The sequence below is a fragment of the Mycolicibacterium wolinskyi genome (genome assembly GCF_002101965.1).
In the GTDB taxonomy this organism is placed as follows: Bacteria; Actinomycetota; Actinomycetes; order Mycobacteriales; family Mycobacteriaceae; genus Mycobacterium; species Mycobacterium wolinskyi.
Window position 1 is genome coordinate 725,387 of the sequence record NZ_LQQA01000015.1, and the last position, 26,730, is coordinate 752,116.

General features: G+C 68.8%; 19 protein-coding genes. 11 read left to right on the forward strand and 8 right to left on the reverse strand.

Going from position 1 to position 26,730, the window contains the following annotated elements; translation table 11 throughout:
- The first annotated feature begins 45 nt into the window (after window positions 1-45).
- The 5 genes from AWC31_RS17895 to rfbA all read left to right on the forward strand — a co-directional run bounded on the left by AWC31_RS17895 (window position 46) and on the right by rfbA (window position 4,791).
- Complete coding sequence (locus tag AWC31_RS17895) at window positions 46-1,404, forward strand: UDP-glucose dehydrogenase family protein (protein WP_085145393.1); 1,359 nt, start codon at window positions 46-48, stop codon at window positions 1,402-1,404.
- A 66-nt stretch (window positions 1,405-1,470) separates the two neighbouring features.
- Window positions 1,471-2,787 (forward strand): cytochrome P450, encoded by a 1,317-nt coding sequence (locus AWC31_RS17900; protein ID WP_165765985.1) that lies wholly within the window; start codon window positions 1,471-1,473, stop codon window positions 2,785-2,787.
- 1 nt (window position 2,788) lies between these two features.
- Complete coding sequence (locus tag AWC31_RS17905) at window positions 2,789-3,541, forward strand: maleylpyruvate isomerase family mycothiol-dependent enzyme (RefSeq protein ID WP_067853146.1); 753 nt, start codon at window positions 2,789-2,791, stop codon at window positions 3,539-3,541.
- A gap of 18 nt (window positions 3,542-3,559) precedes the next feature.
- On the forward strand, window positions 3,560-3,928 hold the full coding sequence (locus AWC31_RS17910; protein WP_085145525.1) for a nuclear transport factor 2 family protein: 369 nt from the start codon (window positions 3,560-3,562) through the stop codon (window positions 3,926-3,928).
- Window positions 3,928-4,791, forward strand: a complete 864-nt coding sequence (rfbA, locus tag AWC31_RS17915; protein WP_085145394.1) for a glucose-1-phosphate thymidylyltransferase RfbA — start codon at window positions 3,928-3,930, stop codon at window positions 4,789-4,791. The genes AWC31_RS17910 and rfbA overlap by 1 nt, the downstream gene beginning before the upstream one ends.
- A 1-nt stretch (window position 4,792) precedes the next feature.
- Here the strand turns inward: rfbA and AWC31_RS17920 are convergent, their stop codons facing one another.
- The 5 genes from AWC31_RS17920 to AWC31_RS17940 all read right to left on the reverse strand — a co-directional run bounded on the left by AWC31_RS17920 (window position 4,793) and on the right by AWC31_RS17940 (window position 11,062).
- Window positions 4,793-6,895, reverse strand: a complete 2,103-nt coding sequence (locus AWC31_RS17920) for a xanthine dehydrogenase family protein molybdopterin-binding subunit (protein ID WP_085145395.1) — start codon at window positions 6,893-6,895, stop codon at window positions 4,793-4,795.
- Window positions 6,892-7,884, reverse strand: coding sequence for an FAD binding domain-containing protein (locus AWC31_RS17925; protein ID WP_085145396.1), 993 nt, complete (start codon window positions 7,882-7,884; stop codon window positions 6,892-6,894). The genes AWC31_RS17920 and AWC31_RS17925 overlap by 4 nt, the downstream gene beginning before the upstream one ends.
- The gene (locus AWC31_RS17930; protein WP_085145397.1) at window positions 7,881-8,408 is read right to left on the reverse strand and encodes a 2Fe-2S iron-sulfur cluster-binding protein; all 528 of its coding nucleotides are present in this window, start codon (window positions 8,406-8,408) and stop codon (window positions 7,881-7,883) included. Before AWC31_RS17930 ends, AWC31_RS17925 begins: the two co-directional genes overlap by 4 nt.
- Before the next feature lie 42 nt (window positions 8,409-8,450).
- A complete protein-coding gene (locus AWC31_RS17935; protein ID WP_085145398.1) occupies window positions 8,451-9,680 on the reverse strand; it encodes a YibE/F family protein in 1,230 nt (409 codons plus the stop codon).
- Window positions 9,681-9,787: 107 nt separating this feature from the next.
- A complete protein-coding gene (locus AWC31_RS17940; RefSeq protein ID WP_067853401.1) occupies window positions 9,788-11,062 on the reverse strand; it encodes a pyridoxal phosphate-dependent aminotransferase in 1,275 nt (424 codons plus the stop codon).
- Between the two features lie 254 nt (window positions 11,063-11,316).
- Here AWC31_RS17940 and AWC31_RS17945 point away from each other — a divergent pair, with 254 nt between their 5' ends.
- Window positions 11,317-11,553, forward strand: a complete 237-nt coding sequence (locus tag AWC31_RS17945) for a hypothetical protein (protein ID WP_085145399.1) — start codon at window positions 11,317-11,319, stop codon at window positions 11,551-11,553.
- A gap of 74 nt (window positions 11,554-11,627) precedes the next feature.
- Here the strand turns inward: AWC31_RS17945 and AWC31_RS17950 are convergent, their stop codons facing one another.
- The 3 genes from AWC31_RS17950 to AWC31_RS17960 form a co-directional block, all read right to left on the reverse strand.
- The gene (locus AWC31_RS17950; protein WP_234816891.1) at window positions 11,628-14,753 is read right to left on the reverse strand and encodes a 4Fe-4S dicluster domain-containing protein; all 3,126 of its coding nucleotides are present in this window, start codon (window positions 14,751-14,753) and stop codon (window positions 11,628-11,630) included.
- A gap of 203 nt (window positions 14,754-14,956) precedes the next feature.
- Entirely contained in the window at window positions 14,957-17,449 is a 2,493-nt protein-coding gene (gene iniR, locus AWC31_RS17955; RefSeq protein WP_085145401.1) for an isoniazid response ATPase/transcriptional regulator IniR, read from the reverse strand.
- Window positions 17,450-17,455: 6 nt separating this feature from the next.
- Complete coding sequence (locus AWC31_RS17960; protein WP_085145402.1) at window positions 17,456-19,252, reverse strand: Hsp70 family protein; 1,797 nt, start codon at window positions 19,250-19,252, stop codon at window positions 17,456-17,458.
- A 218-nt stretch (window positions 19,253-19,470) separates the two neighbouring features.
- On the opposite strand from AWC31_RS17960, the gene AWC31_RS17965 reads away from it, so the two are divergent.
- The 5 genes from AWC31_RS17965 (at window position 19,471) to AWC31_RS17985 (ending at window position 26,707) form a co-directional block, all read left to right on the forward strand.
- On the forward strand, window positions 19,471-19,998 hold the full coding sequence (locus tag AWC31_RS17965; protein WP_085145403.1) for an Rv0340 family IniB-related protein: 528 nt from the start codon (window positions 19,471-19,473) through the stop codon (window positions 19,996-19,998).
- A gap of 262 nt (window positions 19,999-20,260) precedes the next feature.
- Window positions 20,261-21,355, forward strand: a complete 1,095-nt coding sequence (locus AWC31_RS17970) for an IniB N-terminal domain-containing protein (protein WP_085145404.1) — start codon at window positions 20,261-20,263, stop codon at window positions 21,353-21,355.
- A gap of 99 nt (window positions 21,356-21,454) precedes the next feature.
- Window positions 21,455-23,299 (forward strand): isoniazid-induced dynamin-like GTPase IniA, encoded by a 1,845-nt coding sequence (iniA, locus tag AWC31_RS17975; protein ID WP_085145405.1) that lies wholly within the window; start codon window positions 21,455-21,457, stop codon window positions 23,297-23,299.
- 30 nt (window positions 23,300-23,329) lie between these two features.
- Complete coding sequence (locus AWC31_RS17980; protein ID WP_085145406.1) at window positions 23,330-24,820, forward strand: dynamin family protein; 1,491 nt, start codon at window positions 23,330-23,332, stop codon at window positions 24,818-24,820.
- A gap of 30 nt (window positions 24,821-24,850) precedes the next feature.
- Complete coding sequence (locus AWC31_RS17985) at window positions 24,851-26,707, forward strand: Hsp70 family protein (RefSeq protein ID WP_085145407.1); 1,857 nt, start codon at window positions 24,851-24,853, stop codon at window positions 26,705-26,707.
- The last annotated feature ends 23 nt before the right edge of the window (window positions 26,708-26,730 follow it).

The following is a 26,730-nucleotide window of genomic DNA, read 5'->3' on the forward strand; positions in this document are numbered from 1 at the left end:
GTGTCGCGTAGCGGCTAGCTCATCGGGGCTGCCTATAGAGGCAGTATGCGATGCACCGTCTTCGGCACCGGCTATCTGGGCGCGACACATGCGGCAGGCATGGCCGAACTCGGCCATGAGGTGATCGGGGTCGACATCGACCCGGGCAAGGTCGCCAAGCTCGCCGCGGGCGATATCCCGTTCTACGAACCGGGCCTGCGGAAAGTGTTGAACGACAACCTCGCCGCGGGCCGGCTGCGGTTCACCACCGACTACGCCGAGGCCGCCGACTTCGCCGACGTGCATTTCCTCGGCGTGGGCACCCCGCAGAAGAAGGGCGAGTACGGCGCCGACCTTCGTCACGTGCACGCCGTCGTCGACGCGCTCGTACCGGCGCTGCGCCGGTCGGCCGTGATCGTCGGCAAGTCCACCGTGCCGGTCGGCACGGCCGCCGACCTGGCCGAACGGGCCCGGCGGCTGGCCCCGGCCGGTGTCGACGTCGAGGTGGCCTGGAATCCGGAGTTCCTTCGCGAAGGTTTCGCCGTGCACGACACGCTGCACCCGGACCGGATCGTCGTTGGGGTGCAGAAGGATTCAGGCCCGCACGCGAGGAGGACAAAAGACTCACGCGCCGAGGCGGCGGTCCGCGAACTGTACGCACCGCTCCTCGACGACGGTGTGCCGTTCCTGGTCACCGATCTGCAGACCGCCGAACTCGTCAAGGTTTCGGCGAACGCGTTTCTGGCGACCAAGATCTCGTTCATCAACGCGATCTCGGAGGTGTGTGAAGCCGCCGACGCCGACGTGACGTTGCTGGCCGACGCGCTCGGCTACGACCCGCGCATCGGCCGCCGCTTCCTCAACGCGGGCCTGGGCTTCGGCGGTGGCTGCCTGCCCAAGGACATTCGCGCATTCATGGCCCGCGCCGGCGAACTCGGCGCGAACCACGCGCTGACGTTCCTGCGTGAGGTCGACAGCATCAACATGCGCAGGCGCACGGCGATGGTCGAGCTGACCACGCGGGTCTGCGGCGGATCTCTGCTGGGCTCCAACATCGCCGTCCTCGGCGCGGCGTTCAAACCCGAATCCGACGACGTGCGCGACTCGCCCGCCCTCAACGTCGCGGGCATGCTGCAGCTCAACGGCGCCACGGTCAACGTCTACGACCCCAAGGCGATGGAGAATTCGCAGCGCGTGTTCCCGACGCTGAACTACTCCACGTCGGTCGTCGAGGCGTGTGACCGCGCCGACGCAGTCCTCGTGCTCACCGAGTGGGCCGAGTTCGTCGATCTCGATCCCGCCGTCCTGGCCGATACCGTCCGCGCGAAAGTGATTGTGGACGGCCGTAACTGCCTCGATACGAAGCGCTGGGAGAGTGCGGGGTGGCGCGTGTATGCGCTTGGCCGCGGCGAGCCGCGCAGCTAACTCTGCGCAGCCAACAGCACTGTTTGACACTTGTAGAACAGCTGGGCCGGTCGTAGGCTCGGCCACATGCGGGAACGGATCCGTTGGCTGGCCCTGCACGGGGTGGTACGCGGCTTGTCCGCGATCGGGATGCGGCACGGGGATCCGCAAGCCCGGCTCATCGCCGATCCGGTGGTCCGCGCCGACCCGGCCACGTTCGCCGATGAGCTGCGGGACCGAGGTCCGGTGATCCGATGCCGCGCAGTACTGCTGACGTTCGACTACGGCGTCGCCAACGATCTGCTGCGCTCCGAGGAATTCCGGGTCAGCTCGCTCGGTTCGAACCTGCCGAAACCGCTGCGCTGGGTCATCGACAAGACCAGCACCGGAATGCTGCACCCGATCGAACCGCCGTCGCTGCTGTCGATCGAGCCTCCCGAGCACACCCGGATGCGCAAGCTCGTGTCCTCGGTGTTCACCACGCGGGCCGTGAAACGGCTGCGGGATCGGGTCGAGGAAACCGCGACCGAACTGCTCGACGGCCTCGGCAGCGATCCCGGCGCTGTCGATATCGTCGACCGCTACTGCTCGAAGCTGCCCGTCGCGGTGATCGGCGACATCCTCGGGGTGCCCGAGGCCGACCGGCCGCGCATCCTGCACTTCGGTGAACTCGGGGCACCCAGTCTCGACATCGGCCTGTCCTGGGCCCAGTATCAGCAGGTCAACGAGGGCATCGCCGGATTCGACAACTGGCTCGGCGGGCATCTGCGCGAGCTGCGCCGCAACCCGGGCGAGGACCTGATGAGCCAGATCATCACGGCCTCCGACGAGGGCGCGGCCGGCGAGCCGCTCACCGAACGGGAGATGAAGGCGCTGGCCGGCCTCGTGTTGGCGGCGGGCTTCGAGACGACGGTGAACCTGCTGGGCAACGGCATCCGCATGCTGCTTGAGCACCCCGAACACCTCGACACCCTGGCCGCCCGGCCGGATCTGTGGCCCAACGCCGTGGAAGAGATCCTGCGGCTCGACTCGCCCGTGCAGCTGAGCGCCCGGATCGCCACCCGCGACGCCGACGTGGCGGGCACGTGGGTGGAACGCGGCGAGCTGATCGTCATCCATCTCGCCGGGGCCAACCGAGATCCGAACGTGTTCACCGACCCGCACCGCTTCGATATCGAACGCGACAACGCCGGACGGCACCTGTCGTTCTCGGGCGGCAGGCACTTCTGCCTGGGTGCGGCGCTGGCCCGGGCCGAAGGTGAGGTGGGGCTGCGGGCGTTCTTCGAGCGGTATCCGGATGCGCGCCTCGCGGGCGACGGGGTCCGCCGTGACACCCGTGTGCTACGCGGATGGTCGACTCTGCCGATCGCGCTCGGGAAGTCGCGCGCGGCGGTAGGTTCGTGATGTGGATTTCCGAGCCGCGCTGCTCGACCAGACCCGTGCCTTCGGAGAGCTGATCGCCTCCGGCGATCCCGCAACGCCCGTCCCGACCTGCCCGGACTGGACGTTGAAACAGCTCTTCCGTCATGTTGGCCGCGGAAACCGTTGGGCCGCACAGATAATCGCCGACCGCCGGTCCACTGAGCTGGATCCTCGCGACGTACGCGACGGCAAGCCGCCCGACGATCTCGACGGCGCCATCGAATGGCTCAACTCAGGTGCCGCATTGGTCGCCAAGGCCGTCGATCAGGTCGGCTCCGACGCGCGGGTGTGGACCTTTCTGGGGCCACGACCCGCGGGCTGGTGGATCCGGCGACGTCTGCACGAGGCGACCGTGCACCGGGCCGACGCCGCAATGGCGTTGGGTGTGGACTACGACCTGGACCCGGAACTCGCCGCCGACGCGATCAGCGAATGGCTCGAACGCGTGTGCATCGAGGCCAAGAAGTACCACCGGGTTCCGCTGGAGTCTGGGCAGAGCGTGCACCTGCACGCCACGGACGACGTACTCGGGCCCACGGGGGAGTGGACCGTCGTCAACGACGAGGACGGCGTGTGGTGGTCGCACGACCACGGCAAGGGCAGCGCCGCGGTGCGTGGATCGGCCAAAGACCTGCTGATGGTGACCACCCGGCGCCGCACGGCGGCCGATCTCGGTCTCGAAGTGTTCGGCGACACCGCCGTATGGGACGCATGGCTTGAGCGCACGCCGTTCTGAGTGGCGTACGTTTCGTTCATGACCACATCGGAGATCGCAACGGTTCTTGCCTGGCACGACGCGCTCAACGAGAAGGACTTCGACACCTTGATCTCGCTGTCGAGCGACGACATCGAGGTGGGCGACGAGGCCGGGGCCGCCCAGGGCCACGCGGCCCTGCGGGACTGGGCCGAATCCGTGGGGGCCAGCGCAGTGCTCGGCCGGATGTATGTGCACGACGGGATCGTCGTCGCCGAGCAGACCATCACGACCGCCGACGGTGAGACGATCACGTGCGCGTCGGCGTTCCGCGTCGTGCGCGACCACGTCACGTCGGTGTTCCGCCACGACACGCTGGCTTCCGCGCTCGCCGCGACCGATCTGACCGAGCAGGACCTCACCGGCTGATGCGCGGCATCATTCTGGCCGGCGGGTCAGGGACGCGGCTGTACCCGATCACGATGGGCGCCAGCAAGCAGATGCTGCCGGTGTACGACAAGCCGATGATCTACTACCCGCTGTCCACGCTCATGATGGCGGGCATCCGCGACATCCAGGTGATCACCACCGCCGAGGATGCCCCGGCCTTCCACCGGTTGCTCGGCGACGGTTCGGGTTTCGGCATCAACCTGAGCTACGCCGTGCAGGACCGCCCGGACGGTTTGGCGCAGGCGTTCGTGATCGGCGCCGACCACATCGGCACCGACAAGGTCGCGCTCGTGCTCGGCGACAACATCTTCTACGGGCCGGGCCTGGGCACGAGCCTGCGCCGGTTCCAGAATGTCAGCGGCGGAGCGATTTTCGCGTACTGGGTGGCCGATCCGACGGCCTACGGCGTGGTGGAGTTCAGTGCCGACGGCACCGCGCTGTCCCTCGAGGAGAAGCCCGCGACGCCCAAATCGCACTACGCCGTGCCCGGTCTGTACTTCTACGACAACGATGTCATCGAGATCGCGCGGTCACTGCGTCCGTCGGCCCGCGGCGAGTACGAGATCACCGAGATCAACCAGGCCTATCTCAACCAGGGCCGGCTCGCGGTCGAGGTGATGGCCCGCGGCACCGCGTGGCTGGACACCGGCACGTTCGACTCATTGCTCGACGCAAGCGATTACGTGCGCACGATCGAACGCAGGCAGGGCCTCAAGATCAGTGTGCCCGAGGAGGTCGCCTGGCGCGTCGGGTTCATCGACGACGAGCAGCTGGCGGCCCGTGCCCACACCTTGCTCAAATCGGGTTACGGCGCATACCTTTTGGAGCTGCTCGACCGCTGAGTCAGGGGAGTCCGGCGAGGACCTTGTCCAAGGTCACCGGCAGGTCGCGGACCCGCACACCGGTGGCGTGGTAGACGGCGTTGACCACGGCTGCCGCCGCGCCGACGATGCCGATCTCCCCGGCGCCCCGTGAGCCCATCGGGTTGAAATGCTCTTCGGCCTCGTCGAGCCAGACGGCGTCGATGTCGGCCACATCGGCGTGGGCGCTGATGTGGTACGTCGCGAGATCCTGCGTGACCACGTGGCCGAAGCGCGGGTCACGGACACTCTCCTCGTGCAGGGCCATGGACAGGCCCATGGTCATCCCGCCGATCAGCTGGGAGCGCAGCGTGCGCGGGTTGATGGCGCGGCCCACCGAGAACACCCCGAGCATCCGGGGTATGCGGATCTCGCCGGTGTCGGCGTTGACGTGGGCCTCGACGAAGTGCGCGCCGAAGGACTGCACGGTGAACTTGTCGGCGCCGGGATTCTCCGGGGCCTGCGCCACGGTCGTCGCGCCGACGGCGGGCGGGTCGCCATGATCGGCACGGAATTGCTTGGCCGCGGCCACGATCGCCGAACCCCACGATGTGATACCCGACGAGCCACCCGCGACCGACGCCTCCGGCAGGGTCGAGTCACCGATCTGCAGATCAACCGCGGCCAGGTCGCATCCCAACGCGTCGGCGGCGATCTGGCTCAGCGTCGTCCACGTGCCGGTGCCGATGTCGGCCGCCCCGATCTGCACCGTGTAGTGGCCTTCGGGCCCGTAGCTGATCCGTGCCGAGTTACCGGGCATCGCCATGCCGGGATAGGTCGCGGCGGCCACGCCTGTCCCGGTGAACCACTGGCCGACACGCCTTTTCGCGGGCCGCGGGTCGCGGGAGGCCCAGCCGAACCGTTCGGCGCCCGCATTCAGGCACTCGACGAGATGACGGGCCGACCACGGCTTGCCGGACTCCGGATCGACGTCGGGTTCGTTGCGGATCCGCAGTTCGATCGGATCGATATCGCAGGCCGCCGCGAGTTCGTCCATCGCGACCTCGGCGGCATAGGTGCCCGGGCATTCGCCCGGTGCGCGCATCCAGAACGGTACCGGCACGTCCAGTTCGGCCAGCCGGTGCGTGGTCCGCCGGTTCGCCGACGCGTACATCTTTCGTGTGGTCACCGCGGTCTGCTCGGCGAATTCCTTGACCGCCGAGGTCTGTTCGATCACGTCGTGCACGATCGCGGTGAGCCGGCCGCTGCGGTCGGCACCCAACCGCAGCCGCTGGATGGTCGGGGTGCGATAGCCGACGAGCGCGAACATCTGCTGACGCGTGAGCGCGAGCTTCACGGGACGGCCGCCGCTGCGTTGGGCGGCCATGAGGGCCAGCACATCGTGTGCGTGCGGTGCACCCTTGGACCCGAACCCGCCGCCGACGTGTGGGGCGATCACCCGCATCTGCTCGGGTTCGAGTCCGAAGATCGGCGCGAGCGTCTTGCGCACCACATGCACACCCTGCGTCGAGTCGTACAGCGCCACAGCAGGCCGGCCGTCGGATGCGGTCCACCGGGCGACGCATGCGTGCGGTTCCATCGGATTGTTGTGCTCGATGGGAGTCGTATAGGTCTCGTCGACGGTCACCTCGGCGGCGGCCAGGGCGGCCTCGACGTCGCCGTCGTCGGTGTCGGGCGGATAGGACGGATTGACCGATTCCGGCGTGTACAGGCGCGGGTAGTCGACGGCGAGTTCGACGTCGTGCGGCTCCTGCGCGTACTCGGCAACGACGAGAGCCGCGGCGTCCCTGGCGATCTCGGCGGTCTCGGCGACGACCCCGCCGATGAGCTGGCCGCGGAAGTGCACCTCGGCATCTTGCAGGATCGCGAGCTCACCATCGGAAGCGTCCGCCAGCTTGGGCGCGTCGAACACCGTCAGCACGTCGAGCACACCGTCGAGATCGCGCGCCGCAGTGGAGTCCATGGTGAGTACGCGGCCACGGGCGACGGTGGCCTGGATCGGATGCAGATACACCGGGTGATCGACCTGCTGCTCGAATGCGTACGGCGCGGTGCCGGTGACCTTGGCGCGACCGTCCCTGCGGCCCACCGGATGTCCGATCACCTGCGGTTCGAGCAAGGTCATGGCCGCCTCCGTGCGGTCAGCATGCGCAACTGGGCGATCAACGTGCGGCGGGCCAGGTCCACCTTGAACTCGTTGCCCGGCTGCGGCTCTGCTTGCGCGAGTTCGGCATCGGCCGCGGCGGCGAAGACCTCGTCGGACGGCTGGTCGCCGATCAGCACCGCTTCGGCCTTACGCGCACGCCACGGCTTGTGCGCGACGCCGCCCAAAGCGATCCTGGCCGAACCGATCTGGAACGTGCTGGTGAACGACAGCTCGGCGGCCACCGAAACCACGGCGAACGCATACGACGCCCGGTCACGGACCTTGCGATAGTCCGAAACCGCGTCCGGTGGCGGAGCGGGCAACTCGACGGCCGTGATGAGCTCCCCGTGCTGCAGGACCGTGTCCCGGTGTGGTTCGTCACCGGGAAGCCGATAGAACTCGTCGAGCGCAATCCGCCGTTCGCCCTCGGTGTTTCGCACCACGACATGGGCGTCCAATGCGGACATCGCGACCGCCATGTCCGACGGATGCACGGCGATGCATTGCGGGGACGCACCGAGGATCGCGTGGTAGCGGACATAGCCACCGAGCGCCGAGCAGCCGCTACCGGGTTCGCGTTTGTTGCACGGGGTGGTGACGTCCTGGAAATACACGCATCTGGTGCGCTGCAGCAGGTTACCGGCCGTGGTCGCGGAGTTCCGTAACTGGCCAGAAGCCCCGGACAGCAACGCGCGGGCCAGCATCGGGTAGTGCGAGCAAATCACCGGGTCGGCGGCCAGGTCGCTGTTGCGCACGTTGGCGCCGATGCGTACGCCGCTGTCGGTGAGGACGGTCTCGGCCAGGTCGAGGTGGCTGACGTCGACCAGCAGGTCCGGTTCGGCGACACCGAGTTTCATGTGGTCGACGAGGTTTGTGCCGCCCGCGAGAAACGCCGCGTCGGGATGCTCGGCCAGCATGGCCACGGCGTCGGCGGGGCTGGTCGCCAGGTGATAGTCGAACGGTTTCACTGCGTGGCCGCCCGTTCGATCGCGGTGACGATGTTCGGGTACGCCGCACACCGGCAGAGGTTGCCGCTCATCCTTTCGCGGATCTCGTCGTCGGTGAGCACGGGTGTCACCTCAAGGTCGTCGGTCACATAGCTCGGCGCGCCCGACTTGGCCTCGTCGAGCATCCCGACGGCCGAGCAGATCTGGCCGGGTGTGCAGTAACCGCACTGGAACGCGTCTTCGTCGTAGAACGCCTGGGCGACCGGATGCAGTTCGTCTCCGTGTCCAAGACCGGCGGCCGTCGTGACGTGTGCACCGTCCGCGGCGACCGCGAACGTCAGGCACGTGGTGACGCGGCGGCCGTCGACCAGCACGGTGCACGATCCGCACTGGCCGTGGTCACAGCCCTTCTTCGGGGCTGTCGCGCCGAGTCTCTCGCGTAGGGCGTCCAGCAGCGTGACGCGGTTGTCGACGGTCAGACGGTGGCTTGTGCCGTCGACCTCAAGGGTCACTTCAGTGCTGTGCGCGTGACGGGGCTGGCTCACGGTCGCCGGGTACCCGTGGCCCCGGTGACCAAACGTCGCGACTCAGCGGGCGGTGTGCTGCGGGGTGGCCAGCACGGCCGCGATCCCCGTCGTCAACGGCACCGACAGGGCCAGCGCGATGCCGCCCACCGCTGACCTGGCGATCTCGATGGCCACGCTCTCACTGGTCAACACGTCGCCCAGCGACCGGTTGGCCACGCTGAACAACAACAACAGCGGCAGCGCGCTGCCGGCATAGGCGAGCACGAGGGTGTAGACCGTGCTCGCGATGTGGTCGCTGCCCACCCGCATGGCTCCGACGAAGACGGAACGCCGGGTACCGCCGTGCTCGGCGAGCTCGAAGACTGCCGAGGCCTGGGTGATCGTGACGTCGTTGAGCACACCGAGCGAGCCGATGATGAACCCGGCCAGCAGTAAGCCGGTGATCGACACGTTGCCCAGGTAGGTTGCGACGGCGTTGTTCTCCTCCTGCGACAGGCCCGTCAGATGGGCCAATTCTATTGCCGCCCAGGACAGTAACGCCGCAAGCAACAGTGAGGTCAGCGTGCCGAGCAGGGCCGCGCTGGTGCGCAGGCTCACGCCGTGGGCGAGATAGATGACCGCATAGAGGATGACCGCCGACGCCACGAGCGACACCGGAACCGCCGAGGCTCCGTCGCGCAGGGCGGGCAGCAGAAACACTACGAGAACGACGAAGGCCACCACGATGCCGATCAGCGCGCGCAGCCCACGCCAGCGGGCCACCGCGACCACCACGATCGCGAACGCCACCGCGAGGCCGATGAGCGACCAGCTCCGCTCGTAGTCGTAGAACGAGTAGGTTGTCGCGCCGGTCGGGTCGACCTGGCGGGTGATCCTGATGTGCTCGCCCACCAGAAGATTGGGCTGGCCAGGCCCGCCGCTGAACTCCAGGAGCGTGTTAGCGCCCTCGTTGGGGCCGGAATCGATCGAGATGATCGACTGCACGCAGCTGACATTGTCGCCCTCGGCGGGCTGCGGTACGGAGGTCAACACCGTGCCGACCGACTGGTCACCGCAGCTCGCCGCCCGAGTGCCCACCACATGCCCGGCCTCGGTCGTCACGGCGCCGCCTTCGGCGTTCTGGAACGGCAGCGGGATGTCGACCTTCTGCTGGCTCGGCCACAGCAGCGCCGCACCGGCGATCACGGCGACACCGATGGCGATCAGCAGCCCGACCACGATCTTGGCGGCCAGCGGGCCGAGGGGAGACGGGCCGCTCAGCGAATGCGAGTGGGAATGCGAATGCGCCACCCGGACAGGGTAGAGGGCACGGCTGGGACCCCCTGAACCGCCGAGACCACGGTTTCTGACAGATCTACGCCGAATCTTGTCAGAAAGCGTGTTCTCGGCGCGCCGGCCTACTGCCGGTAGCTCGCCAGGAAGTTGCCCAGCCGCTCGATCGCACTGGACAGGTCACGTGCCCACGGCAGCGTGACGATGCGCAGGTGATCCGGTGTCGGCCAGTTGAATCCGGTGCCCTGGGTCAGCAGGATCTTTTCCTGCAGCAGCAGGTCGAGCACGAGTTGCTCATCGTCGTGGATGTCGTGCACTTCGGGATCCAGCCGCGGGAACGCATACAGCGCACCGGCGGGCTTGACGCAGGACACGCCGGGGATCTCGTTGAGCTTCTCCCACGCCACGTCGCGCTGCTCGAGCAGCCTGCCGCCCGGCAGCACGAGGTCGTCGATGCTCTGATGTCCGCCGAGGGCGACCTGGATGGCGTGCTGTGCGGGCACATTCGGGCACAGCCGCATGTTGGCCAGCAGGCTGATGCCCTCGATGAAGCTGCTCGCGTGTTCTTTCGGGCCGGTGATGACGAGCCAGCCGGAGCGGTATCCGGCCACGCGGTAGGCCTTGGACAGGCCGTTGAAGGTCAGGGTCAGCACATCGGGGGCCACCGAGGCCAGGGCGATGTGCTTGGCGTCGTCGTAGAGGATCTTGTCGTAGATCTCGTCGGCGAGCAGCATCAGCTGATGCTTGCGGGCCAGATCGGCGATCTGCTCCAGGGTCTCGCGGCTGTACACCGCGCCCGTCGGATTGTTCGGGTTGATCACGACGATCGCCTTGGTGCGTTCGGTGATCTTCGATTCCAGGTCGGCGACGTCGGGGTTCCAGCCCTGCGTCTCGTCGCACAGGTAATGCACCGGGGTGCCGCCGGCCAGCGAGGTCGACGCCGTCCACAGCGGGTAGTCCGGGGCCGGGATGAGCACCTGGTCGCCGTTGTCCAGCAGCGCCTGCAGGGTCATGGTGATGAGCTCGGAGACGCCGTTGCCCAGATAGACGTCGTCGACGTCGAACTTCGGGAAACCGTCGACGAGCTCGTAGCGCGTGAACACCGCGCGCCGGGCGCTGGGAATTCCCTTGGAATCGGAGTAGCCCTGCGCGTACGGCAAGGCCTGGATCATGTCGCGCATGATCACGTCGGGGGCCTCGAAACCGAACGGCGCGGGGTTGCCGATGTTCAGCTTGAGGATGCGGTGCCCTTCAGCTTCCAGCCGTGAGGCGTGCTCGTGTACCGGCCCGCGGATCTCGTACAGGACGTCCTGCAGCTTCGTGGACTGGGCGAACGTACGCGGCTTCGGGTGGTGCCCGGTGGTGTGCCACGGCAACTGATGGGTAGTCACGTCCACCATGGTCTCATCACCGTCCACTGAATTTGAATTTGCCGATTGTTGAAGTGTCCATAACCACATTCCCCGGACCGCCGGGAATTGGCATACGAATTGATTCTGGGGTTTGCGTGCGAAGCGGCTGTGGATTGCCTTGACCGGTCAGCGCGCCTGTTCGGCGTTGCGCGACGATGGCTGCCAATCAGCAGATGGCCGACGATTTCCCCAGGCCAGGGGCGTCTGAGGCCATCGACCCGACGAACAGGATTGGAATTGCAATGACGAAATTCGCAGGGCTGCGCATCAATACGATCGCGGCGATATTCGGGGGCGGCGCCGTCGTTTCGATGGGTGTCATCGCCGCGGCGGTCGGTGGCGCACAAGCAGGCCCGCCCGTGGTGGCGTCGGGTGGGTCGATGACGATCGGCGAGACCACCACGGTGACCTACACCGGGACGGTCGCCCCCGTGGTGGCCAAGCCCGCCGTGAAGGCGCCGCCCTACGGCGGCGGCTAGCACGCCGGCCCGACATACAAGCGGGCGGCCACCTCCGACTCGGAAGTGGCCGCCCGCTTGCGTGCAGTGCTTGCTCAGCGCTTGCCGGGACGCTTCGCCCCCGGCTTGATGCCCAGGCCCACGACGGGCGGCTCGGGCTTGGCCGGTTCGGCTTCCGGTTCCGGAGCCTGCTCAGCGGCCGGTTCGGCAGCGGGTGCCGGGGCCGGTTCGGCAGCGGGCTGAGCCGGCGCGGCGGGAGCCGCCGGCTTGGCCTTCTTGGCGCCCGGACGGCGTGCACCGGCCGCGATGCCCAGGCCGACCACCGGAGGTTCGGGCTTGGCGGGCTCGGCCGGTGCCTCGGCGGCAGGCGCCTCGGCAGGTGCCTCGGCGGCGGGTGCGGCAGGAGCCGCCGCAGCAGCGGTCTTCTTGGCGCCGGGGCGACGCGCGCCCGCGGCCAAGCCCAGCCCCTTGACCGGGGCGGCCGGTGCTTCCGCGGCCGGTGCCTCGGTTTCGGGCGCGGTTGCCGGAGCCGCGGACGCGGCGGGAGCGGCCTTCTTGGCGCCGGGGCGCTTGGCCCCACCTGCGATGCCCAAGCCCTTGACCGGGGCCGCCGGTGCGGCTGGAGTCTCGGTCGAAGGCGCCTCGGCCGCGGGTGCGGCTGCGGTCTTCTTCGCGCCGGGACGCTTGGCGCCGCCGGCCATACCCAGACCCTTGACCGGAGCCGCGGCCGGTGCGGCCGATGCCTCGGCGGCCGGTGCGGCCTTCTTGGCACCGGGACGCTTGGCGGCGCCCGCCATGCCCAGACCCGTGACCGGTTTGGCTTCCGCGGTGGTCGCGGCCGGCGCCTCCTGCGGCGCGGCTTCCTCCTCGACCGCGGGTGCGGCAGCGGCTTCGGCCTTCGCCTCGGCTTCGGCTCGAGCTTCCGCCCGCTTCTCGGATTCCTTTGCCGCCGTGCCCTTTTCGGGCAGAGTGATGGTGCTCTTGTCGAGCGAGTTCAGCAGCAGCTGGGCCACGTCGAGCACTTCGGCCTTCTCGACGTTGCGAGCCGCGGCGACGTCGTCGACACCGTCGGTGATCATCACGCGGCAGAACGGGCAGCCGGTCGCGATGGTCGATGCGGTGTCCATCGCCTCTTCGGTGCGTTCGACGTTGACGCGCTTGCCGATGTGTTCTTCCATCCACATGCGCGCGCCACCAGCACCGCAGCACAGGCCGCGGTCGGCGTGGCGGGGCATCTCCTTGAGCGTCACGCCCGAGGCCTCGACCAGCTCACGCGGCGCCTCGTAGACCTTGTTGTGGCGACCCAGGAAGCACGGGTCGTGGTAGGTGACCTCGGGTCCGCCGGTGGACTTGACCGGCACCAGCTTCTTGTCGCGGACCAGCCGGTTGAGCAGCTGCGTGTGGTGCACGACGGTGTAGTTGGCACCGAGTTGCGGGTACTCGCGGCCGATCGTGTTGAAGCAGTGCGGGCAGGTCACGATGATCTTGCGATCGACCGTCTCGACGCCTTCGAACAGCTCGTTGATGGTCTCGACGTTCTGCGCGGCCAGCTGCTGGAACAGGAATTCGTTGCCGGAGCGGCGGGCCGAGTCACCCGTACAGGTCTCACCGGTACCCAGCACCAGGAACTTCACGCCCGAGGCTGCCAGGAGTTCGGCGACGGCCTTGGTGGTCTTCTTGGCCCGGTCCTCGTAGGCGCCGGCGCAGCCGACCCAGAACAGGTACTCGAAGCCGTCGAACGAATCCACGTCCTCGCCGTAGACCGGGACGTCGAAGTCGACCTCGTCGATCCAGTTGGTGCGGTCCTTGGCGTTCTGGCCCCAGGGGTTGCCCTTGGTCTCCAGGTTCTTGAACAGCACGCCGAGCTCGCCGGGGAACTCCGATTCGACCATGACCTGGTAGCGGCGCATGTCGACGATGTGGTCGATGTGCTCGATGTCGACCGGGCACTGCTCGACGCACGCGCCGCAGTTGGTGCAGGACCACAGCACGTCGGGGTCGATGACGCCGCCCTGCTCCAGGGTGCCGACGAGCGGGCGCAGCGCCTGCTCGGGACCCGAGCCCATGATGCGTTCGAAGCCGGACTCGGGAACGTGGGCGTGTGCGTGCTCTTCGTCGTGCTTCTCGCCGCCCACCTTTTCGCCCAGCCCGCCCTCGGGCGTGCTCTCCAGCGGCGACGGCTTCTCGCCGAGGATGTAGGGCGCCTTGGCGAACATGTGGTCGCGCAGGTTCATGATCACGAGCTTGGGCGACAGCGGCTTGCCGGTGTTCCACGCCGGGCACTGCGACTGGCAGCGGCCACATTCGGTACATGTCGTGAAGTCGAGGTAGCCCTTCCAGGTGAAGTCCTCGATCTTGCCGCGGCCGAACACCGCGTCCTCGGCGGGATCTTCGAAGTCGATCTTCTCGCCCTTGTGCTCCATCGGCAGCAGCGGGCCGAGGCCGTCGGGCAGGCGCTTGAAGGTGACGTTGATCGGGGCCAGGCCGATGTGCAGGTGCTTGGAGTGCAGCACGATCAGCAGGAAGGCCAGCATGACGCCGAGGTGGGCCAGCAGCGCGATCGTCTCCAGCCACACGTTGGCGGTGTGTCCGAGCGGCGCCAGCAGCGCGGCCATGCCGTCGGAGAAGAACGCGCCGGACTGGTACGGGAAGTCCTCACCCAGCACGTTGACGGCCGCGCCGCGGAACACCGCGTAGGTCGCGATGACCAGGAAGATCATGAACAGGATCAGCCAGGCGCCACCGGTGTGCGAGCCATAGAACCGGGACTCGCGACCGAGCTGCTCGGGGTTCTTGCGGATACGGATGATCGAGAACACGATGATGCCCGCGAGCACCGCGACGGCGAAGAAGTCCTGTAGGAAGCCCAGCACCGGCCAGCGGCCGACGAGCGGGATGTGGAACTCGGGGTCGAACAGCACGCCGTAGGCCTCGAGGTACACCGTGGCGAGGACGAAGAAGCCCCACATGGTGAAGAAGTGCGCGATGCCGGGGATCGACCACTTGAGGAGCTTCGACTGGGCGAAGACTTCCTTGTTCTGGTTCAAGAAGCGCTGGACGAGGTGGTCCTTGCGTCCGCGCTCGTCGCCGACCGTTTGCCCGGAGTTGATCAGCTTGGTGAGCCACAGGATGCGCTTGGCGGCGAACACCAGCACGACGAGCGTGGCGAGCACACCGAGAATCAGCCGCGACAGAACGAGCGTGTGTTCGAGACTCTCCACCGAAACGCCTCCATTTCGCGTGTTACCGGTCGGTAACTTGAGCATGGTTACCCGTGGGTAACTTAGCTTCCTTCAGCTCATAGTGACATTTGAGAGTTTCCTCCCGCTACCGAGGCTTACCTAACTTGGAGGCCACTGTGGGATAGCTCTCACCGCATCGACGGTGGCCAACGGCCGCCTGCGATGGTCCTGGCAAACAGTCGCTAGGGCTTCGGAGCGAGCATCGCGCGCAGCATCGAGAGCATCTCCGATCGCGATTCCGCGCCCAGCCGCCGGCGGATCCGCGCCACGTGATGCTCGACGGTCTTCGCTGAGATGAACAACTGGCTGCCGATGTCGCGGTACGGCATCCCGAGCAGTAGCAGCTCGGCGACCTCGCGTTCGCGATCGGACAGCCGGGCCGGCCCCGAGCTGGAATGCTGGGCGGCCGGGGTGTGCGCGGCGATCGGTGCGGGCGCGTCATCGACGGCACTGGTCTGCTTGAGATCCCTCGCCAGTTGCAGCATGGCCTGAGACACCCGCGGGTCGGGCGTCTGCAGCGCGGCCTGGCTCGCCAGGCGGGTTCCGTCCCAGGTCAACCCGTACTGGGACAACCCGCGTGCCGCCGCGGTGACCTCATCGGAGTCGACATGGTTGGCCAGCACCCGCAGCCAGATACGTCCCGCGTTGGCCAGCGCCCTGGCGAATGCACTCTGGCCCGCCGCCGCCGTCAAAGCCTGGCCGTGCGGCGCGACCGCCGCCGGGGAATTCGCCAAGATCCCGGCATGCACACCGGCCCAATGCAACGGCACCGACCACAAGACCGGCTTGCCCAACGCATCCAACAGGCCGAACGCCTCGGTCAGTGTGTGCTGCAGCCGGTCGATCTGGCGCATCCGGGCGCCCGCCACCCACAGCTCGCCGAGCGGCAGCAGTGAATAGAGGTCGATCGAGTACTCGGCAAGCACCTCCATGGCGGCATACCAGTGCTTCTGCACGGCACCGCTGTCCCCGCTGCGCCGCGCGATCGCGGTGCGCAGCGCGGCCGCCCACAGTGCGTCGCGCCGGTGCAGGGCGGGCCCGGTCTCGACCGCGGACACATCGGCGGCAGCCGCGGCCAACTGGCCGTCCTGCATCTTGACCCAGCCGAGCAGTAGCCGATGCCGGTACGCGGTGAACGCGGCAGCGCCGTCGTCACCGGCGCGCACGGCCCGGCCGATCACGCTGCGGGCCCGTACCGGGTCGCCGCCGTGCAGCGCCGCGAGGGTGACGAGGGCGGCCGGGGTGTCGGGTGCGACGCCGGCGGTCTGGTGCTCGGTCGTGACGGCCTGCCCCAGTCTCGCGATGGTCACCGCGAACGGCTGGTCGAGGGACATCAGCAACCCGTCGGCCAGGTTGCGGGCGGCGCGCGCGGTCGACGTCGGAGGTCCGGCGAGTTCGGCACTGAGCGCGGTGCGCGCGGCGGCGCCATCACCCACCGCCAACTGCACGACCGCCCCGGCCGAACTGATCGCGGCATCCGGATACGGGCCGAGCCACCGGAACAGATCGGCGGCCTGGGCCGCGCTTCCGTCGTGCACCGCGATACTGGCCGCGATGCGCACGGCCGCCGCGCGCTCGGCCGGATCGTCGGAGCTGAGCAGTTCATCGGCCATGCGCCCGGCGGTGCCGCAGTCGCCGGCCAGGGCGAGTGCATCGGCCAACGGCGTGGTCTGCGCGGCCGATCCCGATTGCACCGCGGCCCGGTACAGACGCGCCGCCCGCGCCGGCTGACCCTGTGCGTGCGTGGCGTGGTCGGACAGCGCCTCGGCCAGGCGATCGTCGCGCAGTCCGTGCTCGGCGAGGCGCACCGCGAGTTCTGCCGACAGTGTGGACAGTTCCAGCTGCGAGCTCAGCAGCGCCGACTCGATCTCGTGATGCCTTGCGGCGCCGGCGATCTGGGCGATGCAGTCGTGCACCAGCCGCAGGAACCTGCGGTCGTGCGAAGGCTCGACGAGGCCGCCGGCGCGGGCCCGGTCCACCAAGGTCAACGCGTCGGGGCCGGTCAGCCGCAGCGCCGCGGCGACGTCGTCGGGTCCCAGTTCCAGGCTCAGCGACGTGATGAGCAGGGTGTCGCGGGTCTGCTCGTCCACCCGGCGGAGCCGCTCGATCAGTGCGAACCGGGCGGCCTCGTCGGGACGGGTGGCCGCACCGGCCGCAGCCCGGACCAGAAACGGCAGGCCCGCGGTCGCGATCAATACCGACCGGACCGTCTCGGGCGGTGCGGGCGCTCCGAGCGCTGCCGTGACGATCCGGTTCACCTCGGCGGCGGGCAACGCGCCCAACGTCGCCACCGGGTTCTCCCGCTCCAGTGCGGTCACCAGCGCGCGCAGTGCCTGCCGATGTGCGAGCGGTTCGGCCGCAACCACCACCGTGGCCCCCGGATGTGCGACCTGTTCGGTGAGACAGTCGATTTCGGAATCGTCGAGCAGGTGCGCGTCATCGACGACGAAGGCCACGTCGGGTGCGTCGGTGGTCCGCGACGGCCTGGTGAGGACGGTGCGCCCGGCCTCGCGGAACGCGGCGCGGATGGCTGCGAGCGCGGTGCTCTTGCCCGTCCCGATTCCCCCGGACACCAACAGCTTCGCCGGCTCGGTCGGCGCGTCGAGCAGTCGGCCGGCGGCCTCGCGGACGGCCGGCGGCAGATCCGTGAGGCGTTCCGGCGCCGGGTTCGACATGTCGGCCTAGGCGCCGTCCTCGACTGGGACGTCGGGGATTTCGACGGTCGTCGTGGTCGGTGCCTGTGTCGTGGTCGGCGGTTGCGTCGTCGTGGGCGGTGTGGTGGTCGGTTGTGTCGTCGTGGTCGTGCGCGTGGTGGTCGTCGTCGGTGACGTCGTGGTGGTCGTCGTGGTCGTCGTAGTCGTGGTGGTCGGGCTCGTCGTCGTCGGAGCCGTCGTCGTGGTCGTCGGCGGTGGTGGCGGGGGCACGATGACGGTGCTCGTCGCCTGGCCGTCGGGGCCCACGGTCACGGTCGTGATCGGCTCGGGCGGTGGGCCTTCCGGAGACGGGCCCATCGAATACGTCGTGCTGGTCTCGGTGACCGGGGTCGAATCCGAAGACGTGCCCGTCAGCGTCACGGCGAGACCGCCGCCCGCGAGCAGCACGGCCGCCGCGGCCGCACCGAACAGGATCGGCGGGCGTTTGTACCAGGGGAGTGGCGCCGGTTCGGCGTCGTACATCTCCTCTTCGTGGCTGAACTCGACGGGCGGGCGCGCCGCTGTCGCCCCCGGCTCGGTCTCATAGTTGTAGTCGCCACCGGCGTAGGGCACGGGCTCGTTCGGCGGAGCGTCGTCCTGCGACCACGCCAGCGCCCGGAAGGTCGCCGACTCGGGGCCATCGGCGGCAGCCGCGGCACCCGCCGCGCCGGCAACGCCCGCCGCACCTGCCGCCCAGGCGGCGGTGGGCCCGAGCCCGGTCGGCGCGTCGGCAGCGGCGACCTCGGGAGCCATGCCGGTCGGCGCGCCGGCCTCGGCCACATGTTCGGCGACCAGGGCCGCCCCGGCCGCGACGACGAGCTGCGGATGCGGTGTGGTGACCACCGGCGCGCGTAGCCGTTGCGAGAGCTGTTGCGTCACAAGAGGAATCGCGGCACCGCCGCCGACGGTCGCGACGGCGGCGACACTTGACAACGCAATGTTGTTGCGCTGCAACGTGTCTTCGACGTTGTTGACGAATCCGGCCAGCGGTTCGGCGATGAGCTGCTCGAGCTCGGGCCGGGTGACCCTGACATCGGAGTTGAACCCCGGCAGGTCGGCGGTGATCACCGCCGCGGTTTCCGCCGACAGTCGTTCCTTCGCCTGTCGGCACTCGGCCCGCAGGCGGGCGAGTGAACCCACGGCGGCGGTGCCCGCGGGGTCGGCGTCGTTGGCGGCCGCGATGCCGCTGAGGACATGGTTGAGCAGCGCCTGGTCGATCTGATCGCCCGAGAAGTCTTGGTACCGAACGGTTTGGCCGACAGGTGCGAAGTCGGCGCCCGCGTCGGCAAGCGTCACGCTCGTGCCACTGCCGCCGAAATCGCACAGCACCACCACGCCTTCGGCGGGCAGCCCGGGATCGGTGCGCAACGCCGCGAGCGCGGCCAGGGCGTCGGGCACCAGTGCCGGCGGCGCACCGCCCGGCGTGAGGGCCGGCTTGCCCCGCAACGCGCCGCGTAGCGCCCCTACGGTGCCGGGGCCCCAGTAGGCGGGGACCGCGATCGTGACGGGCGCGCCGCCGCCGGCCGCGCGGGCCATCACGTCGAGCGCCTCGGCCAACACCAACTCGCCGCGGTGATGGGATCCGTCCGCGGCGACGATCGGCACGGGATCGCCGACGCGCTCGACGAACCCGGTCAAGGCCAAACCGTCGCCGCTGAACTCACCCACTTCGGGTGCGCGGTCGTTGAATAGGGTGAGGATCGATCGGCGAACCACCGGTGTGCGGCCTTCGCGGGCTGCCACCAGGTTGGTCACCCCGATCGACAACCCCAGTGAGTCGGTCATCAGGCGTCACTCCTGTTGTCTGGGCCGTCCCTCACCATAGCGGCTCGATCCCCCACGGCCCGTCATTGTTCCCCTAGTGGCGTCAATCCCCTAATGGCGAGTCCCCTAATGGCGCCGCGAGAGGGGTGGGTTCGGCACCGATCCCGGCCGGGGTCCCGCTGGATAGCATCGAGTCGTGGCCGACATGGGCCTGTTGACGACCGGGAAGGAGGTGTGCTGTGGCAAGTACGTTGCTCGACTTCGTCATGTCGCTCGTGCGTGATCCCGACGCGGCCGCACGTTACGCGGCCGATCCGGCCCAGGCCATCGCCGACGCACATCTGACCGACGTGACCAGCGCAGACGTGAACAACTTGATTCCGGTGGTGTCGGAATCGCTGTCGATGACGGCTCCCACCGGCGGACTCGACGCCTTCGGCGCTGAATCGGCCGGCAATGTCTGGGCGAGTGGCGCGGCCACCGCGGCGTTCGACGCGTTCGGCGACCATGTGCCCGTCGACGCCGGACCGGATGTGGTGAGCCAGGTCATCGAGCAGCCCACCGAAACCGTGGCGTCGGGTCTGGATTCCCTGACCGACACCGGGCTCGTGTCCGATCCGTTCGACGAGGCGTCGTTGCAGGTCACTGAGCCGGTCATCGACGATGCCATCACCACGGACCCGGTGATCGCCGACGATTGGGCACAGCCGGTTGTCGACGACCAGCACCACACCGACGGGGTGGGCGGTTTCGACATCTTCGACTGATCACGTCCGCGATTCGCACAGCGCACGACCGTATGGTCGTGCGCTTTTGTGCTTTTCACCTGCGCAAACCGCAATCCCCTACGTACCCCCTAATCCCCTAACGGGGCCGTGATCCCCACCCCGGACGGGCCCCGTGCGGGGAGGGGAACCGGCCCCGTTTCCGGGGGGTTGGCGAATCCATAACGTTGTCTCCAGATCGCCGGAGAGCCCGGCGGGGGACTTCGAAAAAGACTTCCCAACAACAACCGAAAGGGTTGGAGCAATGGCTATCTCTCTGATCGACTTCATCCTCGACCTGTTCCGCAGCCCGGCCTCTGCCGCATCGTTCATCGCCGACCCGGACGGGAGCCTGCGTGACGCCGGCCTGCCGAACGTCACCGCGGCTCAGCTGCACGCCGTCGCGGCCACCGCGGCTCCGGCCGGTGTGCTGCTCGGCGGTGGCAACCCGGTGCTGGGTCTGCAGCGCGCGGTCGCCGACCACCACAACATCCCGGCACAGTTCGCGGCACCGATCGCCTCGCCGTTCTCGCCGCAGACGCAGTTCGCGCCGGATGTGGCCAGCCACAACAACACCGACTTCGCGAGCCACAACGACGTCCCGATCATGAGCCCCAACCAGGACGCCGGCGCCAACGCCCAGCAGGGTGCGTTCAACCTGGGCTTCGGTGACATCACCCTCGGCGACAAGACCACCAACACGGCCACCAACGGCGGCGTGGTGGTCGACGGGGACAACGACGGCGACATCGTCAGCGGTGACGGCGCCGTGCTCGGCGACGGCAACACCATGAACAACGGTGACATCCTCGCCGGATCCGGCTCGAATGTCGTGGTCGGCAAGGACAACGAGGTCGAGGACAACTCGCAGACCGCGGGCGGCGACCTGATCTCCGACAACGAAGGCCCGGTCATCAGCGACGTCGACATGAGCGGCGGCCACGGTGGCGGTGCCAGCGGCGGTGACAGCCTGATCGGCATCGGCAGCGGCAACGCGTCCGGTGGCGACGGCGGCAACGCGGGCTCGATCATCATCGCCGACAACGACACCAATGCGGTGGGTGGCAACCAGACCTCGGTCGGCGGCGACTACGGCAGCGACAACACCCAGGACAACTCGGTGAACACCGCGGTCGAGACCAACACGTCCACCAGCTGGGAGGACAACTCGTCGTCCTACGAATCGAACATCGGATCGGGCAACGACACCGCGTTCGCCTCGGGCAACGACATCGCCTCGGGCAACGAGACGGCGTTCGCGTCGGGTAACGAGACCAACACGGCTCTCGCGTCGGGCAACAGCTACGAAACCGACACCGACGTCGCCTCCAACAACAACACCGGATTCGACGCGTTCTGATCCGAACAACCGCATAACGCAACGGGCGGGGACCATCTCATACGCGGGTGGTCCCCGCCCCGTTCGTGCGCCTACCGTTGAGCCCGGCAGGAGGAATCCATGACGCAACCGAACGACCCGCGCAAAGTAAAGGTGATCGTCGAGCTGATCGACTACGCCAGCAAGATCGCGGCCGCCAAGGACCGCAACGACCTTGTGGAGCGGCTGCGGGCGGCGAAGGTGCGCATCAACGACCCGCAGATTCGCGTGGTCATCGCCGGCCAGCTCAAACAGGGCAAGAGCCAGCTGCTCAATTCACTGCTTAACATCCCGGTGGCGCGCGTCGGCGACGACGAGAGCACGGTGCTGGCGACGGTCGTTTCCTACGGCGAGCAGGCGTCGGCGCGGCTCGTGGTGGCGCGGCCCGACGGTGCCGAGCCCGAGCTGATCGAGATTCCGCCGTCCGAGGTCACCAATGACCTGCGCCGGGCCCCGCAGGCCGGCGGCCGCGAGGTGCTGCGCGTCGAGGTGACCGCTCCGAGCCCGCTGCTCAAGGGCGGGCTCGCGTTCGTCGACACCCCCGGCGTCGGCGGGCACGGCCAGCCGCATCTGTCGGCGACCCTGGGCCTGCTGCCCGACGCCGACGCCATGCTCATGGTCAGCGACACCAGCCAGGAGTTCACCGAGCCGGAGATGACGTTCATCCGTCAAGCGCTCGAAATCTGCCCGCTGGCAACGATTGTCGCGACCAAGACCGACCTCTACCCGTACTGGCGCCAGATCGTCGACGCCAACACCGCCCACCTGCAGCGGGCCGGGCTCAACGTCCCGATCACTCCGGTCTCGTCGGCCCTGCGCAGCCACGCCATCCAGCTCAACGACAAGGAACTCAACGAGGAATCCAACTTCCCGGCCATCGTGAAGTTCCTCTCCGATCGGGTGCTGTCGCGCGAGAACGATCGCGTCCGCGACCATGTGGTGTCCGAGATCCATTCGGCCGCAGAGCATCTGTTGCTCGCGGTGAACTCCGAGCTGTCCTCGTTCACCGATCCGGACGCCCGCGAGCGTCTCACCGCCGATCTGGAGCGTCGCAAGCAGGAGGCCCAGGATGCGTTGCAGCACACCGCGTTATGGCAACAGGTACTCAGCGACGGCATCGCCGACCTGACCGCCGACGTCGACCATGACCTGCGCCACCGGTTCCGCAACATCTCGGCCCACACCGAGAAGGTGATCGACAGCTGCGATCCGACGCTGCACTGGGCCGAGATCGGTGCCGAACTGGAGGACGCGGTCGCCACCGCGGTCGGCGACAACTTCGTCTGGGCGTATCAGCGCGCCGAAGCGCTGGCCGCCGAGGTGGCACGGACATTCACCGAGGCCGGTCTGGACGCGGTGCAGATGCCCCAGATCGACGCGCGGGACATGGGCGCGGGATTCGGCGAGTTCAAATCGCTCGCGCGCCTGGAAGCCAAGCCGATCAAGGCCGGCCACAAGGTCGTCACGGGTATGCGCGGCTCCTACGGCGGCGTGCTGATGTTCGGCATGCTCACCTCGTTCGCGGGTCTGGGCATGTTCAACCCGCTGTCGCTGGGCGCCGGGCTGGTGCTGGGCCGCAAGGCCTACAAGGAGGACATGGAGAACCGCATGCTGCGGGTGCGCAACGAGGCGAAGACCAACGTGCGCAAGTTCGTCGACGACGTCGCATTCGTCGTCGGCAAGGAATCGCGGGACCGGCTCAAGGGCATCCAGCGTCAGCTCCGCGACCACTACCGCGAGATCGCCAACCAGACGACTCGTTCGCTCAACGAATCGCTGCAGGCCACGCTGGCCGCGGCCAAGGTCGAGGAGAACGAACGCAACACCCGGGTCAAGGAACTCGAGCGCCAGCAGAACATCCTCAAACAGGTCATCGACCACGCGCAGAACCTGGCGAACCAACCGCAACTAAGCTCGAGGAGTTAACCGCCGGTCGAAAGGGTTGGACTCCGCAGCGTGAGCACGGGCGATCAGGTGCGCGCGATTCTCGGCGGCACCATCAAGGCGTACCGGGGCGACCCGGCATACCGTGATCGCCCCGATGTGCACAACGAACTCGACCGCATCGGCCGCAGGCTCAACCAGCCGATCCGCATCGCGCTGGCCGGTGCGCTCAAGGCCGGTAAGTCCACACTCGTCAACGCGCTGGTCGGGGAGGACATCGCGCCGACCGACGCGACCGAGGCGACGCGCATCGTGACGTGGTTCCGCCACGGTCCGACGCCGAAGGTGACGGCCAACCATCGTGGCGGCAGGCGCTCGAACGTCCCGATCGCCCGCGACCCGCACGATCGGGGCCTGACGTTCAGTTTCGCCGGCCTGGATCCGGTCGACGTGGTGGACCTCGACGTCGAGTGGCCGGCCGCCGAGCTCATCGACACCACGATCATCGACACCCCCGGCACGTCGTCGCTGTCACGCGATGTGTCCGAACGCACGCACCGGCTGCTGGTGCCCGAGGACGGCGTGCCTCGCGTCGATGCGGTGGTGTTCCTGCTGCGCACCCTCAATGCCGCTGACATCGCGTTGCTCAAGCAGATCGGCGAGCTCGTCGGCGGCTCGGCCGGTGCGCTCGGGGTGATCGGGGTCGCGTCGCGGGCCGACGAGATCGGCGCCGGCCGCATCGACGCGATGATGTCGGCAAAAGACGTCGCCAAGCGGTTCACCGCGGAGATGGACAAGACCGGGATCTGCCAGGCCGTCGTGCCGGTGTCCGGGTTGCTCGCGCTGACCGCGCGGACATTGCGGCAGAGCGAGTTCGTCGCGCTCGAGAAACTGGCCGGGGTCGACGCGGGCGAGCTCGCCAAGGCCATGCTCTCGGTCGACCGCTTCGTGCGCGAGGACAGCTCGCTGCCGGTGGACGCGGCCACCCGCGCCGCGCTGCTGGACCGGTTCGGCATGTTCGGCATCCGGATCTCGATCGCGGTGTTGCGCGCCGGAGTGTCGGATTCGGTGGCGCTGGCCGACGAACTTCTGGACCGCAGCGGCCTGATCGCGCTGCGCGACGTGATCGACCAGCAGTTCGCGCAGCGGTCGGAGCTGCTCAAAGCACACACCGCGCTGCTGTCGCTGCGCCAGTTCGTGCAGCACAACCCGATCTATGCGACGCCATACATCCTCGCCGACATCGACCCACTGCTGGCCGACACGCACGCGTTCGAGGAGCTGCGACTGCTCAGCCAGCTGCGGTCACGGCCGACGACGCTGAACGAGGACGAGATGGCCTCGCTGCGTCGCATCATCGGCGGGTCGGGCACCGACGCCGCGAGCCGGCTCGGCCTGCAGCCCGACACGCCCTACGACGGGCCGCGGGCCGCGTTCGCCGCCGCGCAGCGCTGGCGCAGGCGCGCCGAACACCCGCTCAACGACCCGTTCACCACCCGTGCATGCCGAGCCGCGGTCCGCAGCGCCGAGGCGTTGGTTGCTGAATACTCGACGCGCTATTAACGAATCGAGGCCGAGCGCCGACATATAGGTATGCGTGATTGCTTGGGGTTGTCTGTTGGGACGACCAATCTGGTGGCGATCACCGACCAAGCGCCGATCCTGCGGCGCACGGTCCTCACGCTGTTCGGGCATCGCAGGCCCGAGGTCGGTGTGCCGGGGGAGAACCCGCAGCTCACCGAGCCGGGCCTGGTGATCACCGACTTCGTGGAGCGGGTCGGTGATCCCGTGCCGCTCGTGGCGCCGGACGGTTCGGCACACCGCGGGGTGGATCTGCTGGCCGAGGCCGTCGAGGCCATGACCCGTGCCGCGAGCCCGGTCCGCAGGCCCGATACGTCGGTGCTGGCGGTGCCCGCGCACTGGCGCCCGGCGGCGCTCGACGCGGTGCGTGCCGCGCTGCCCGGCGTGCGCGTCGTGCCCGACTCGGTTGCCGCGCTGACGGCGATCCAGGCGCATCCGGGCCTGCCCGCCCGCGGCGTCGTCGCGTTGGTGGACTTCGGTGCCACCGGAACGAGCCTGACGCTGGCCGACGCCGACGCGGGATTCGCGACCGTCGGACAGACCGTGCGGTTCGACGACTTCTCCGGCGATCTGATCGACCAGGAAATCCTTCGGCACGTGCTGGCCGACCTGGACGCCGAGCCGTCGGGCACCGCGGCCGTCGCGACGTTGACCCGGCTGCGTGAGCAATGCCGAATCGCCAAGGAGCGGTTGAGCTATCAGAGCGCGACCGGTCTCGTCGGGCCGGAGCCGGGCCGCACGATCAGGCTCACCCGCGCCGAGCTGGAGGCCGTCGTGGCCGAGCCGCTCGACCGCGTGATCGATGCGCTGCTGGACCTGATGCGGCGCACCGGTATCCACCCGGCTCAGCTTGCGGCGCTGGTCACCGTGGGCGGGGGAGCGCGGATACCCGTTGTCACCCAACGGCTTTCCGAAGCGCTCCGGATGCCGGTCACGACGGTTCCGCAGGCGCAGGTGATCGGCGCGGTAGGGGCCGGCCTGCTCGCGCGCCGCGGCCAGGACGAGACCGCGACGCGGCAAGCCGCGCTGGCGCCCGCATCGCTGACCGGAACCGTGGCGGCGTCGGTGCTGGCCTGGTCGGCGGTCGACGATGTGCCCGAGGTCGCCGAGTTCGTGCCAGAAGCGGTCTCGGAAGAGGCGGCCCGGCCCGCGTTCGTGTTCGCCGAAACGGCGCCCGAACCCGCCCCCGAACGGAGCGCGCCGTGGTACCGGCGCGGCGGCGTGGTGCTCTACGCCGCGACATTCTTGGCGTTGGTCGGCACGGTCGGCTGGCTCCTGTCGGCGCGGGCCGACCGGATGGACGCCGCTGCCGCCAGCGCCGCATCGTTGGCGCCGCAGACCGTGCCCGCGGAATCGCCACTCGCACAGTCGCTGCCCGCCCCGCCGACGCGGACCGTCGTCGTCCGGGAACCGGCCGGTTCGGCACCCGCGCAGGCGGCGCCGCGCGCGGCCGCCGCGCCCCGCTTGGTCCAGAGTGGGCAGGCCGCGCCCGCCCCGCGGGTCGCGCCACGCCCGGCACCGCAAGCAGCGCCCCGGCCCGCACCGCGCCCGGCCGCGCCACCGCCGGCGCCCGCGCCCATTCCGCGGTTCCCGGTGCCCCAGTTACCGGTACCGCAGTTGCCCATCCCGCAGCTGCCGGTCCCGACGTTCGTGCCGCCGACGTCGACTCCTGCGCCGCAGCCCGAGCCCACACCGACGCCGGAGCCGACGCAGGCGCCAGAACCTGAACCTGAGCCGACGCAGGCGCCAGAACCGACGCAGGCGCCTGAACCCGAGCCGACGCAGGCGCCTGCTCCGGAACCAACGCCGGAGCCCGCTCCCGAACCCATGCCGGAACCCACGGCGACGTCTACTCCGCCGTCGCCGTGAGTGGCCACTTGTGTCACGCCGAA